This is a genomic window from Campylobacter sp. RM5063, from assembly GCF_024723655.1.
Lineage (GTDB): Bacteria > Campylobacterota > Campylobacteria > Campylobacterales > Campylobacteraceae > Campylobacter_D > Campylobacter_D lari_D.
In genome coordinates, this window is the sequence record NZ_JANQDA010000019.1 from 19064 (window position 1) to 33498 (window position 14435).

The window sequence follows — 14435 nt, forward strand, 5'->3', positions numbered from 1 at the left end:
TTTTATTCTTTTTCTTTTAATTTAAGTTTTTGTTCTTGATATAATCCCGTTCCAACAGGAATCATACGACCTAAGATTACATTTTCTTTTAGATCTTCAAGATAATCAAATTTACCTGCAATACTTGCTTCTGTTAAAACTTTCGTTGTTTCTTGGAAAGAAGCAGCTGAAATCACGCTATCACTTCCAATAGCCGCTCTTGTTACCCCAAGTAACACAGGTTCAGCCACAGCAGGCTCACCACCATATCTTAAAATTCTTTCATTTTCTTCTCTGAATTTTCTTCTTGAAACTAAATCACCCACGATGAAGTTAGTATGACCACTATCTACAATTTTAACTTGTCTTAGCATTTGTGATACGATGATTTCAATATGCTTATCAGAAATCACAACACCTTGACCGCGATAAACTTGCTGAATTTCAGAAATAAGATAATAATGTAATGCTTTTTCACCTAAAATTCTAAGTACATCATGGCTTGAAATAACTCCATCGGTTAATTTTTCACCCGCATGGATAAACTCGCCATCTCTTACTTGAATACGTTTTGATTTATCTATCAAATACTCTGCACTACTTCCATCTTCTGCTTGAATAATGATTCTTTCTTTTGATCTTAAAGGCTTATCAAATCTAACAACCCCATCAATTTCAGCTACAACGGCAGTATTTTTTGGCTTTCTTGCTTCAAATAATTCAGATACTCTTGGAAGACCTCCGGTAATATCTTTTGATTTAGCTGCTGCCTTTGGTGTTTTAGCTAAAATATCAGCTTGCTTCACCTTATCACCATCATTTACATAAATAACAGTTTTTGGCTCTAATTGATAACGCACTACTTTGTCATTTTCACCTATGATTAACAACGCTGGACGCACTCCACTTGGTAAATACTCATTAATAACAAGCGATCTTTTACCTGTTGCTTCATCAATTTGTTCATCAGCACTATAGCCTGATTCAATATCTTCAAAATTTATAGTACCTGCAACCTCTGCAATTACGGTGTTATTATATGCATCCCATTCAGCAATGATAGTTTTATCTTCTTTGCTTGATTTTGCTATGATAGCTTTAGGATTATCCACAAAAGCACTATCATCAAATTCAATCACGGATTCTCTTGGTATATAATGTCTTTTTGCTTCTCTATCATTTTCATCAGCAATAACAACAAAAACACCTTTTTCTTTAACTACATCACCTTTTTTAAGATTTTTAATCCTATCTAAACCATCACCTTTGAGCATGTAAAATTTTAATGTGCCTTTTGCACCTGCTATAATATCTTGAGTGATAGGATCACCATCTTTTACTAGCAATTCACTTGCATAAGGAATACGATTTGGTATATTCCAACCTTCTTTAATCACTTCAACAATACTTTCATTTTCAGCTACTTCAACACCATCGCTATATGGAATATATAACTTACCTTCGATATTACCACTTACACCAGCAAGCTCATTAGCTTTTGCTAAATCATATTTTCTTAATATAAATTTAGCTTCATTGTTTTTTGCTTTAACACTAACCACCACATCTTCATACGCATGTTCAATATGGATAGTTCCTTTAAATGGAGCTTTGATTTTTGGCTCAACAAGTAAAATAGCAGCATTGCGGTGATTAGCCACTATAGTTTTACCTTGTCTATCTTCATAAGTGTTAAGATTATAAAATCTTACAAAACCTTCTTTGTGTGCTACTACTTGACGATCTTGCAAATCTGTACTAGCAGTACCACCACTATGGAAAGTTCTTAGTGTAAGCTGAGTTCCTGGTTCACCGATTGATTGAGCAGATATAATACCTACAGCTTCACCTGGCTTAACTAATTTGCCCTCACCTAGGTTAATACCATAGCATTTAGAACAAACTCCTTTTTTAGCCTTACAAGTAATAGGAGTTCTAATACTTACACTCTTTACACCACTTTCAACAATTACTCTAGCTTTTTCTTCATCTATTAAAGTACCTTCTGAAAATAAAATTTCATTAGTAATAGAATCAATAATATTTTCAGCTAAAACTCTTCCTAAAATTCTTTCCTCTAAGGTTTCAATCACAACACCATCTGCTGTGATTTCATTAATTTCAACACCCTCATGTGCACCACAATCATCCATTGTAACTTTTACATTTTGTGCCACATCGATAAGCTTTCTTGTTAAATAACCTGCATTTGCTGTTTTTAATGCTGTATCTGCGAGACCTTTTCTAGCACCATGAGTTGAAATAAAATATTCAAGAACATTAAGTCCTTCACGGAAATTTGAAATAATCGGTGTTTCAATGATTGAGCCATCAGGTTTTGCCATAAGACCTCTCATCGCAGCAAGCTGTGAAATTTGAGCTGCTGAACCTCTAGCACCAGAATCTGCCATCATATAAATAGAGTTAAATCCTTCTTTATCTTTTTTAATTAACTCCATCATGTCTTTTGACAAGATATTATTAGTGCTTTTCCAAATATCGATAATCTTATTATATCTTTCACCCGAAGTAATCAAACCTAAATTATATGAATTTTGAATTTCTCTTACTTGTTTTTTAGCTTCTTCTATGCTTTTTTGCTTTTGATCAGGCACAATAATATCAGCAATTGAAATAGAAATACCTGCTTTTGTTGCATATTCAAAACCAAGATCTTTTAATTTATCTAAAAAGCTAGCACTTACTTCAAGGCCACCCTCTTTATAAACATAATCAACCAAAGCTGCGATATCTTTTTTCTTCATGACTTTATTCCACATATTTTCAGGAACAAAATCAGGTAAGATAGACTTAATAATCAATCTACCCGCGGTTGTTGTGATTTTTCTTCCATCAACTACACTTCTAATGCTTGCATGAATATCTAAAGATTTTGCTTCTAGAGCAATCATAACCTCTTCAATACCTGTGCAAATTTTATGCTCGCCTTTAGCACCATCTTTTTCTAAAGATAGATAATAAATCCCCAAAACCATATCTTGAGAAGGTACAGTTACAGAACGACCACTTGCTGGAAGCAAGATATTCATAGATGAAAGCATTAATACTTTGCACTCAGCTATTGCCTCTTGAGATAAAGGCACATGCACAGCCATTTGGTCCCCGTCAAAGTCAGCATTAAATGCCGCACACACTAATGGATGAAGTTGAATCGCTTTACCCTCTACAAGCACAGGATGGAAAGCTTGGATGGAAAGCTTATGCAAGGTTGGAGCACGGTTAAGCATTACAGGATGACCTTTAACAACCTCTTCTAAGCACTCCCAAACCTCATTAGTTTTGTTTTCTATCATTTTTTTAGCTTGTTTTACGGTAGTTGCATAACCTTTTTCTTCAAGCTTAGCTAACAAATGTGGTTTAAATAATTCTAAAGCCATTTTTTTAGGTAAACCGCATTGATCCATTCTAAGTTTTGGTCCAACAATAATAACACTACGACCTGAGAAATCCACCCTTTTACCAAGTAGATTTTGTCTAAAACGACCTTGTTTACCTTTGATAATTTCACTTAAAGATTTCAATGGGCGCTTATTTGCACCTTTAACTGCATTTGCTCTTCTGCCATTATCAAACAAAGCATCAACTGCTTCTTGTAGCATTCTTTTTTCATTTCTAATGATAATTTCAGGTGCATCAAGCTCCATAAGTCTTTTTAAACGCGTATTTCTATTGATAACCCTTCTATATAAATCATTCACATCAGAAACTGCAAATTTTCCACCATCTAAAGCTACCAAAGGTCTTAAATCAGGTGGCAATACAGGTAAATTTGTGATCATCATCCACTCGGGACGATTTGGTACTACTTCATCAATATTTGTATTGCTATTTAAATTACTGTTTAAGAAATTTTCTACCACTTTTAAGCGTTTGATGATAGTTTTTTTCTTTGCTTCTGAATTAGTTGCTGCAATATCTTCTTTTAATTTATTTAAAAGCTCGACAAGATCTAAATTTGCTAGCAAATCTCTAACAACTTCACCACCCATTCTAGCTTTAAATCCACTACTTTCATAGCGTTGCATTAAATTTAAATACTGCTCTTCATTTAACACATCACAAAATTCAACTTTTTTAGTATTTTCATTATCATAGTATGCATCACCTGGATTTTCTACTATATATGCTTCATAATATAATACGCGTTCTAAGTCTTTCATCTTTACGCCGAGTAAAGTACCGATACGACTTGGTAAAGAGTTCACATACCATATATGTGCTACTGGGGTAACTAGCTCAATATGCCCCATTCTTGAACGACGCACTTTAGAACTAGTAACTTCAACACCACATTTTTCACACTTAATGCCCTTAAAACGCATTTTTTTATACTTACCACAAAGACACTCATAATCTCTTACTGGTCCAAAAATTTTAGCACAAAAAAGCCCATCTCTTTCAGGCTTTAAAGTTCTATAATTAATTGTTTCTGGTTTTTTTACTTCCCCATAAGACCATGATTTGATTTTTTCAGGACTTGCAAGCCTTAATTGAAAAGCTTCAAAGTCTCTAGGTCTGCCATCTTCTTTTATTTCGATAGGTTTAAATTTACTCATTATTCTCATCCTTATCAAAAATCTCAACATCTAAAGCAAGAGATTTTAATTCATTTGTAAGTACAAAGAATGTCTCTGGAATACCTGTTGCTGGAACATTCTCGCCTTTTGTTAAAGCTTTATAAGCACTAAATCTACCCTCAACATCATCAGATTTTATGGTTAACATTTCTCTTAGAGTATGAGCTGCTCCATAAGCTTCAAGAGCCCAAACTTCCATCTCACCAAATCTTTGCCCACCAAATAATGCTTTACCACCAACTGGTTGTTGTGTTACTAAGCTATAAGGTCCAGTGCTTCTTGCGTGAACTTTTTCATCTACTAAATGGTGTAATTTAAGCATATACATACATCCAACATGCACACGCTCTGCCATTTTTTCACCAGTTCTTCCATCATAAAGTTCGCTTTTTCCATCCATAGCTATTTTAGCCATTTCAAAAAGCTTACCAAATTCTTCAACCGTTACACCTTCAAATACAGGAGTAGCAAATTTTACCCCTTTAGCCCAATCTCTAGCATAAGAAATAAGTTGCTCATCATTTAAAGTTTGTACAAATTTCTTTTCTAACTCAAGTCTAGATACACTACAAATTTCAAGAATTTTTTCGCGTAATTCTTTTACAAAATCTTTTTGTTTTCTATCAAAAATTTCTTGAATTTGATCACCTAGTCTCATACCAACAATCCCTAAGTGACTTTCAAGAATTTGTCCTATATTCATACGACTTGGAACCCCTAGAGGATTTAAAGCTATATCAATAGGTCTTCCATCAGGTAAATAAGGCATATCAACTTCTGGAACGATATTAGATACAATACCTTTATTTCCATGGCGTCCTGCCATTTTATCCCCAACTTTTAATTTTCTCTTAGTCGCAATATATACTTTAACAAGTTTTACCACTCCACTTGGTAAAATATCATCTTTTTCTAAAATTTCTAATTTTTCATCATGCTCTGTTTTAAGCTTTTTCTTCTCGTTTTGGAAGTGATTTTTTAAATCATCATATTCTTTTTGTACTTCTTTAGAATAAGCTTTAACTAAAGAATTTAATGCAAAACGATTAATTTTTTCCAACTCGGTAATTTCTACCTTGGAACCTTTTTTATATTTAACACCATTTATTTCTTCGTCTGAATTTAAAGGTGATTTAGAAAGCAAAGAACATACTCTTAAAGTTTCTTCTCTGTCCATCATCAAAAGTCTATCGTGATGTTCTTTTTCAAGATTTAATTTTTCATCATCATAGGCTTTTACAGCACGAGCATCTTTTTCATAACCTTTTTTAGTAAATATTTTTACATCTACAACAACACCTTCCAATGAAGCAGTTGCATATAAAGATTTATTTACAACATGTCCTGCTTTTTCACCAAAAATAGCTCTTAGTAATCTTTCTTCAGGCGTAGGTTTTACCTCACCTTTAGGTGAAACTTTACCTACCAAAATCATACCGGGCTTTATATGAGTTCCTATTTTCGCAATACCACTCTCATCAAGATGTGCTAAATCTTCCTCTTTAACATTTGGAATATCTTTTGTAATCTCTTCAACGCCATCTTTAAGTTCTCTAGCCTCTACTTCTTTTTCATAAATATGAACACTAGTGAAAGTATCTTCGCGTAAAATTTTCTCACTAATTACAATAGCATCTTCATAATTATATCCATGCCATGGCATAAATGCGATCAAAGCATTTTTACCAATAGCAAGTTCTCCTTGATCCATACTTGGACCATCTGCAATAATTTGACCTGCTTGAATAAATTCGCCTTTTTTCACAATCGGGTGTTGAATAAAAGTTGTATTTTGGTTAGTTCTTAGATTTTTTTCCATTTTATAATGATCAATAAATGGTCCATTTTCATCTTCACCTAAAATGAAAATATTTTTATTATCAACTTTTTCTACAATACCTGCTCTTCTAGCTTTAATAGCTTCCCAAGCATCACGCGCAATGATTTTTTCCATACCAGTACCTACTATAGGTGCTTGTGCGGTTAGTAAAGGCACTGCTTGACGCTGCATGTTTGAACCCATCAGGGCCCTGTTTGCATCATCATGCTCCAAAAATGGAATCAAAGAAGCTGCAACCCCTACTATCATACCTGAACAAAGGTCAATCAAATGCACTTCTTCTCTTCTTGCTAAGATTGTTTCACCATCTTGTCTTGCTTCAACAAATTCTTCAACAATATTACCTTTTTCATCAATTTTAGTTGAAGCAGCTGCGATCACTAAACCTTCTTCTTGAGTAGCGGTTAAATAAACAATTTCATTGCTTACTTTTCCATTTTCTACTTTCTTATAAGGTGCTTCAACAAAACCTAGATCATTTACTTTAGCATAAGTTGAAAGCGTATTAATCAAACCGATATTTTGACCTTCTGGAGTTTCAACAGGACAAATTCTTCCATAATGCGTTGCATGAACATCACGCACTTCAAAACCCGCTCTTTCTTTTACTAAACCACCCTCGCCAAGCGCAGATAAACGACGCTTATGAGTTACCTCGCTTAATGGATTTGTTTGATCCATAAATTGAGACAATTGACCACCGGTAAAAAATTCCATAATTGTCACAGTAATTGTTTTAGGATTGATTAAGTCATAAGGCATTACTTTATCAATATCTGCATTTAATGCGGTAAATTTATCTCTAATTGATTTTTGCATTTTAGCAAGACCCACATGAAGTTCATTAGCTAAAAGCTCTCCAATCGATCTAATACGACGATTACCTAAATGATCTCTATCATCAATATGGCCTCTACCATTTTTTACTTTAATTAAATATTTTGCAGTTTTTACTATATCTTCATTTGTTAAAACTGTAACATATTCAGGTGTATCTAATCCTAGTTTATGATTCATTTTCATACGACCAACTTTTGTTAGATCATATCTTTCAGGATTAAAAAATAAATCATTTACAAAAGCTTTTGCAGCATCTTTTACTACAGGCTCGCCTGGTCTCATTACTTTATAAATTCTAATAGCTGCTAAATCATTTTCATCTTCTATATTTTCAGTTTGTTTTAATAATTTTAAAGTCTCATTATCTTGAATGAAAGAATTAATAATAGCAGCATCAACTCCATTTGCTAAGTCATTTGCAATATCAAATTGTTTTTCTTCTTTAATTTTAGCTAATTTTCCCTCATCTAATAGCGTTAAAGAATCAAATAAAACCTCACCGGTTTCTTTATTAATAATAGGGTTAGCTAAATATCTATTTGTTAAAATTTCAATTGGATATTCAACCCATTTAACACCGTCTTTTATAAGTTGCTCAGCTTTTTTCTTTGTCATTCTTTTACCGGCTTGATGTACAACATTGCCTTTTTCATCTTTTAAGTCATATTCGACTCTATCTAAAAAGTCATTTGGATTAAATTCAGTTAAAAATTTATCTTTTTTAACATGAATAGTTTGTATAGGGTAAAATAATTTTATAATATCTTGCTTTTTATAACCAAGTGCTCTAAATAAAATAGTAATAGGCACTTTCCTTCTTTTATTAATACGCACATAAAGCACATCTTTTGCATCATACTCAAAATAAAGCCAAGAACCACGATCTGGTATAATTTGAGCTGTATATACTAACTTATTTGCAACAGTAGAACTTTCTTCTTCTTTAAAAATAACACCTGGACTTCTATGAAGTTGATTTACAACAACTCTTTCAACCCCATTAATTATAAAAGAAATTCTATCTGTCATTAAAGGAATTTCTCTAATATAAATTTCTTGTTCTTTGATATCTTTTATACCGATTTTTTCACCCGTTTTTTCATCTTTTTCATGTAAAGTTAAACGGATTTTCATTTTCAAATTTACAGAATAAGTTAAACCTCTTTCCATGCACTCTCTAATAGTGTATTTAGGTTTACCTACTTCACTACTTACATATTCTAAACTTAATCTATTTTGTGGATCATGGATTGGAAAGATAGATTTGAAAACTTTTTCAATTCCACTTTCTGAATTTTTTGCATCTAAATTTAAAAAATAATCAAAACTCTTTTTTTGTAATTGTAATAAATTTGGAATGTCTATTTGTTGTGGAACATTCGAGAAGTCTATTCTTAAACGATTTCCTGATTGTGAATTTAACATATTATTATACCCCATGGTAAAAGTATTGAAAGAAAGAATCCTTATTAAAGGAAAACAAGAAAGGATATAAAATCCTTTCTTTTAAAAATAAAAAATTATTTAAGTTCAACCTTAGCGCCAGCTTCTTCAAGTTGTTTTTTAGCTTCTTCAGCTTCAGCTTTACTAACACCTTCTTTAAGAACTGATGGAGTTTGCTCAACTGCATCTTTTGCTTCTTTTAATCCAAGACCAGTTAAAGCACGAACAACTTTAATTACATTAATTTTTTTATCGCCACCATCTTGTAATACAATATCAAATTCAGTTTTTTCTTCAGCAGCACCGCCAGCAGCACCCGCAACAGCAGCACCCGCAACCATAACTGGAGCAGCAGAAACACCAAATTTTTCTTCAAATTCTTTTACTAATTCTGAAAGCTCAAGAACACTTAGGTTAGAAATAAATTCTAATACATCTTCTTTAGTAATTGCCATTTTTTATCCTTTTTATAATTTTATTCAGCTTCTTTTTTTTCTTTTAATGCATTTAATCCAATTGTAAAATTGGTGATTGGTGCATTCCAAACTTGCAAAAGCATAGCAAGTAATTCATTACGAGAAGGCATTTTAGCTAAAGCTTTAACTTTATCTACAGAAGCAACTTCGCCTTCGATAAATGCAGTTTTGATCTCAAATGCTTGATTAGCTTCGCTAAATTTATCAGCAACTTTTGAAACATTTAATTGGTCTTCACCCCAAAGATAAATATTAGTATCTTTAAGTTCCATTCCATCTTTGCCGGCATTTTTAAGAGCAATACTTGCTAAAGTATTTTTAATAATTTGAACTTTAACATCCATTTCTCTCGCATTATTTCTTAACTCTTCAAGTTTTTTAGTATTTAAACCCTTATAGTTACACACTACAACAGCCTCACTAACTTTAAAACCTTCTTCAAGTTTAGAAACAAGTTCAACTTTTTGGCTTTTAGTCATCTTTACTCCTTTCCGACCGGTGATTTCAAGCAGAGCAGAAAAATCTAATTAAGTCCTAAGACCTCGGCTATCTCCAATCTAAGATAAAAATTAGATAAAATAAAAGTTATTATCTTATCTAATTTTTATTAATGAGAGTAAAACTCTCATTAATTTTATTTTGTATCAAGTAATTCTTGAGTATCAAGAGAAAGAGAAGGACTCATAGTTAAAGAAAGACTAGCATTTTTAATATATCTTCCTTTTGCAGCAGCTGGCTTGTGTTTATTAATAGCTTTTACAAATGCTGTCATATTTTCTTTTAATTGTTCTTGAGTAAAGCTAACTTTACCTAAACCTGCATGGATATTTCCTTGCTTATCAACACGGAAGTTAACTTGACCATTTTTAGCATTATTCACAGCTTGTGCAACATCCATTGTCACAGTACCTGTCTTAGGATTTGGCATTAAACCTTTAGGTCCTAAAATACGACCTACTTTACCAACTAAACCCATCAAATTTGGAGTAGCAATTAAAACATCAAAATTCATATTTCCTTTTTGAATTTCTTCTACTAAATCATCACTACCAACTATATCAGCACCTGCATTTTTTGCCTCATCAGCTTTTGCATCTTTTGCTATAACAGCAACACGCACTTTTTTACCTGTACCACAAGGTAAAACTACACTACCTCTTACCATCTGATCTGCATGTCTTGGATCAACATTTAATTTTAAAGCAATTTCAACTGTTTCATCAAATTTAGCAGATGCAAGAGTTTTAACTGTGCTTATTGCTTCATCCATTAAGTAATTTTTATTTGAATCTATTTTTTTTAATAATTCTGTAAATCTTTTAGTATTTTTTGACATTAATTTTTCTCCGCATTTTATATAAAGTGCTACCGCCTTTTTAAACTCTTGGCGGTAAAGAGTATTAATCTACGATTTCAACACCCATAGAACGAGCAGAACCCATAATAATCTTAGCAGCTTGCTCTCTGTCTTTTGTGTTCATATCAGCTATTTTTTTATCAACAATTTCTAAAACTTGTGCTTTGGTTAATTTACCTACTTTATTTTTTAAAGGATTATCCGCACCTTTAGAAATACCTGCAGCTTTTTTGATTAAATCAGTAGCTGGTGGTTGTTTTGTGATAAATGTAAAGCTTTTATCTGCATAAACAGTAATAACAACTGGAATATTAAAGCCAGCCATATCTTTTGTTCTTTCATTAAATGCCTTACAAAATTCCATAATATTAACACCTTGTTGACCCAAAGCAGGGCCAACTGGAGGTGATGGATTAGCCTTAGTAGCAGCTATTTGTAATTTTATTTCCCCTACGACTTTTTTAGCCATAACCTTACTCCTTTACTTGCTATATTATCAAACTATTTTTTCAACTTGAGAGTATAAGATCTCTACTGGAGTTGATCTGCCAAATATTGAAACATTTAGCTTTAAAACCCCTCTAACCATATCATATTCTTCTACAATACCAACAAAGTTTGCAAAAGGACCTTCGGTTATTCTTACACTTTCTTCTTTATCAAATGAAATTTTAGGTTTAGGTGCTGCTTTATTTTTCACCTTTTCTAAAATAAGATTGATATCTTTTTCACTCAATGGGGTTGGTTTTTTACTTTCCCCTATAAAACGACCAACTTTTGGCAAAGATTGAATTTTATGCCAAAGTTCTGTTGATAAGTCAATATTGGCAAATACATAGCCTGAATACAAACTTCTTTCGCTTATTTTTTCTTTACCATTTTTAAATTCAATCACATCTTCAGTTGGAACAATTACCTCTAGCAATTGCTCTTGAATTCCATGATCTCTAACTAAATTTTCTATGGCTCTTTTTACAGCCATTTCACTACCTGCATAAGTTTGAATTGCATACCATTTATGATTCATTATTTTATCCTATAATCTTAGATAATGAAAATGACATAATCAAGTCAACCAATGCTAAAAATAATGAAACAACAGTAACAACTACAAAAACAGTAATATAAGCATTTCTAACTTGCTCTTTCAAAGGCCAAATAACTTTTGATAGTTCAGCTTTTGATAATTTAAAATAAGTTATTAGTTTTTCCATATTTAACCTTATTTTGTGGCAGGGCAAGAGGGATTCGAACCCCCAACCATCGGATTTGGAATCCGGTGCTCTACCGTTGGAGCTATTGCCCTAAGGGCTTTTATATAAAAGCCTTAACTTTTTAATTTAACTTCTTTATGAACTGTATGTTTTTTTAATCTTGGGCAATATTTTTTTAATTCTAATTTTTCAGTTGTATTTTTACTATTTTTAAAAGTACTGTAATTAATATCACCGCACTCTTCACATTTCAAGCCAACTTTAATTCTCATTTTTATTCCTTAAAAAGCGAGATAAAATCTCGCTTATGATTATTTAATAATTTTAGATACAACACCTGAACCAACAGTACGGCCACCTTCGCGGATAGCAAAACGAGTACCTTCTTCAAGTGCAACTGGTGCAATAAGACTTACAGTAATTCTAACATTTTCACCTGGCATAACCATTTCAACGCCTTCTGCAAGTTGGATAGAACCAGTAACATCCGTTGTTCTTACATAGAACTGTGGTCTATAGTTATTGAAGAATGGAGTATGACGACCACCTTCATCTTTATTTAAAATATAAACTTCTGCTTCAAAGTCAGTATGTGGAGTAATTGATTTTGGCTTGGCAAGAACCATACCACGAAGAACATCTTCTTTTTTAGTACCACGTAGAAGAACACCTACGTTATCACCTGCTTCACCTTGATCCATTTCTTTTCTAAACATTTCAACACCAGTTACTGTAGTGCTTTGTGTTTCTCTAATACCAACGATTTCAATAGTGTCACCAACTTTAACAACACCTTTTTCAATTCTACCAGTAACAACTGTACCACGACCTGAAATTGAGAATACATCTTCGATTGGCATTAAGAAATCTTTATCTGTATCACGAGCTGGAGTTGGAATATACTCATCAACTGCTGCCATAAGATCTAAGATTTTTTTAGACCATTCACCATCTTGTCCAGCTTTTGCTTCTTCAAGAGCTTGTAAAGCAGAACCTGAAATAATTGGAGTATCATCTCCTGGGAAATCATAAGAACTTAACAGTTCTCTAATTTCCATTTCAACTAATTCTAATAATTCAGCATCATCAACCATATCAGCTTTATTCATGAAAACAACGATATATGGTACACCTACTTGGCGAGAAAGCAAGATGTGCTCTCTAGTTTGTGGCATTGGACCATCTGCAGCAGAAACAACAAGAATAGCACCGTCCATTTGAGCAGCACCAGTAATCATATTTTTAACATAGTCAGCGTGACCTGGGCAGTCTACGTGAGCATAGTGACGATTTTCTGTTTCATACTCAATGTGAGAAGTTGCAATAGTAATACCACGCTCTTTTTCTTCAGGAGCATTGTCGATATTATCATAATCTTTAAGCTCAGCCAAACCTCTTCTTGAAAGAACAGCAGAGATAGCAGCTGTTAAAGTAGTTTTACCGTGGTCAACATGACCAATAGTACCAATATTTACGTGAGGCTTATTACGTGAAAATTTTTCTTTAGCCATCTTTTTCCTCCATATAAAATTTACAAACAAATACTAATTTATGTTTTATAATCTTTTGAAATCAATGGAGCTCATAGCGGGACTTGAACCCGCGACCTCTCCCTTACCAAGGGAGTGCTCTACCTCTGAGCCATACGAGCGCTCAGAAAAATTAAAAACATAAATTATAAAATTTTGGAAATTGAAACTGCTAGAAATTCTTAATTTAAAAACAGCTCCCAGTTTCACTCTACCAAAATTAGGTTGGAGCGGGAAACGGGACTCGAACCCGCGACCCTCAGCTTGGAAGGCTGATGCTCTAGCCAACTGAGCTACTCCCGCAAAGCAATGGTGGTGAGTCGTGGATTCGAACCACGGAAGGCGAAAGCCAGCAGATTTACAGTCTGCCCTCGTTGGCCACTTGAGTAACTCACCATGATAAAAATGCTTTTTATTTCTGGTCAAACACTGCTATCAACAATGGAGCTGGTTAAGGGACTTGAACCCCCGACCTGCTGCTTACAAGGCAGCTGCTCTACCAACTGAGCTAAACCAGCAAAAAATAAAGTTGAATTATAATGTAATTTTGAATTAATGTCAAGTGTTTTAAATAATTTTATATAATTTTTAAAAAAATAAAGGATTGATTATGAAAATTTTATTTTCACCTAGCGAAAGCAAAAATAAAATAAATACGCAAGGTTATATAAATAAAAACTCTTTTGTTTTTAGTAATTTATATAGTAAAAGACTTGAAGTACTTACAAAATATAAAAATCATATAAAACAATGCAATGAAGTTGAACTTGAAAAATTTTTTGGTATAAAAGATGCAAGTGAAATAGAAGAATTAACTCATGATATTTTAACAAAAGAAACAAACAAAGCTATTCAAAGATATAATGGAGTTGCTTTTGATCATTTAGACTATGAAAATTTAAGCGAGAATTCAAGAAAATACATAGATGAGAATGTTTTGATATTTTCTAATCTTTTTGGTCCTATTTTAGCAAAAGATTTAATACCTTATTACAAATTAAAACAAGGAGAGAAAATTAAAGAATTTAATATAGAAAAATATTACAAAGATAGTTTCTCTGATGAACTCGATAAATTTTTAGAAAATGAATTAGTCATTGATCTTAGAGCTAAATTTTATGAAAAATTTTATACCATTAAAAAGCCTTTTTTAACTTTT

The 14435-nt window shown here is 32.6% G+C and carries 11 protein-coding genes and 5 tRNA genes; 1 reads left to right on the top strand and 15 read right to left on the bottom strand.

Annotated features, from left to right (window positions below; translation table 11 throughout):
* Positions 1-2 precede the first annotated feature (2 nt).
* The 15 genes from rpoC to CAMP5063_RS06970 all read right to left on the bottom strand — a co-directional run bounded on the left by rpoC (position 3) and on the right by CAMP5063_RS06970 (position 13794).
* Positions 3-4556, bottom strand: coding sequence for a DNA-directed RNA polymerase subunit beta' (gene rpoC, locus CAMP5063_RS06900; protein ID WP_337195061.1), 4554 nt, complete (start codon positions 4554-4556; stop codon positions 3-5).
* Positions 4549-8682 carry a DNA-directed RNA polymerase subunit beta gene (gene rpoB, locus CAMP5063_RS06905; protein WP_337195062.1) on the bottom strand — a complete coding sequence of 1378 codons (4134 nt, stop codon included), beginning with the start codon at positions 8680-8682 and terminating at the stop codon, positions 4549-4551. Before rpoB ends, rpoC begins: the two co-directional genes overlap by 8 nt.
* Before the next feature lie 95 nt (positions 8683-8777).
* A complete protein-coding gene (gene rplL, locus CAMP5063_RS06910; protein ID WP_012661184.1) occupies positions 8778-9155 on the bottom strand; it encodes a 50S ribosomal protein L7/L12 in 378 nt (125 codons plus the stop codon).
* A gap of 20 nt (positions 9156-9175) precedes the next feature.
* The gene (gene rplJ, locus CAMP5063_RS06915; RefSeq protein WP_133319935.1) at positions 9176-9655 is read right to left on the bottom strand and encodes a 50S ribosomal protein L10; all 480 of its coding nucleotides are present in this window, start codon (positions 9653-9655) and stop codon (positions 9176-9178) included.
* Positions 9656-9810: 155 nt separating this feature from the next.
* Positions 9811-10512, bottom strand: a complete 702-nt coding sequence (rplA, locus tag CAMP5063_RS06920; RefSeq protein ID WP_039617747.1) for a 50S ribosomal protein L1 — start codon at positions 10510-10512, stop codon at positions 9811-9813.
* Between the two features lie 64 nt (positions 10513-10576).
* The gene (rplK, locus tag CAMP5063_RS06925) at positions 10577-11002 is read right to left on the bottom strand and encodes a 50S ribosomal protein L11 (protein WP_012661181.1); all 426 of its coding nucleotides are present in this window, start codon (positions 11000-11002) and stop codon (positions 10577-10579) included.
* Positions 11003-11029: 27 nt separating this feature from the next.
* Positions 11030-11563, bottom strand: a complete 534-nt coding sequence (nusG, locus tag CAMP5063_RS06930) for a transcription termination/antitermination protein NusG (RefSeq protein ID WP_087684660.1) — start codon at positions 11561-11563, stop codon at positions 11030-11032.
* Position 11564: 1 nt separating this feature from the next.
* Entirely contained in the window at positions 11565-11747 is a 183-nt protein-coding gene (secE, locus tag CAMP5063_RS06935; RefSeq protein ID WP_039617745.1) for a preprotein translocase subunit SecE, read from the bottom strand.
* 16 nt (positions 11748-11763) lie between these two features.
* Positions 11764-11839, bottom strand: a tRNA-Trp gene (locus CAMP5063_RS06940).
* Between the two features lie 21 nt (positions 11840-11860).
* Positions 11861-12019, bottom strand: a complete 159-nt coding sequence (gene rpmG, locus CAMP5063_RS06945) for a 50S ribosomal protein L33 (RefSeq protein ID WP_039617743.1) — start codon at positions 12017-12019, stop codon at positions 11861-11863.
* A gap of 39 nt (positions 12020-12058) precedes the next feature.
* Positions 12059-13258 (bottom strand): elongation factor Tu, encoded by a 1200-nt coding sequence (gene tuf / locus CAMP5063_RS06950; RefSeq protein ID WP_039617742.1) that lies wholly within the window; start codon positions 13256-13258, stop codon positions 12059-12061.
* Between the two features lie 65 nt (positions 13259-13323).
* Positions 13324-13398, bottom strand: a tRNA-Thr gene (locus CAMP5063_RS06955).
* Positions 13399-13502: 104 nt separating this feature from the next.
* Positions 13503-13579, bottom strand: a tRNA-Gly gene (locus CAMP5063_RS06960).
* A 7-nt stretch (positions 13580-13586) separates the two neighbouring features.
* Positions 13587-13672, bottom strand: a tRNA-Tyr gene (locus CAMP5063_RS06965).
* 46 nt (positions 13673-13718) lie between these two features.
* Positions 13719-13794, bottom strand: a tRNA-Thr gene (locus tag CAMP5063_RS06970).
* 92 nt (positions 13795-13886) lie between these two features.
* On the opposite strand from CAMP5063_RS06970, the gene yaaA reads away from it, so the two are divergent.
* The coding region (yaaA, locus tag CAMP5063_RS06975) for a YaaA family protein (RefSeq protein WP_263737783.1) at positions 13887-14435 on the top strand (549 nt) is incomplete at its 3' end.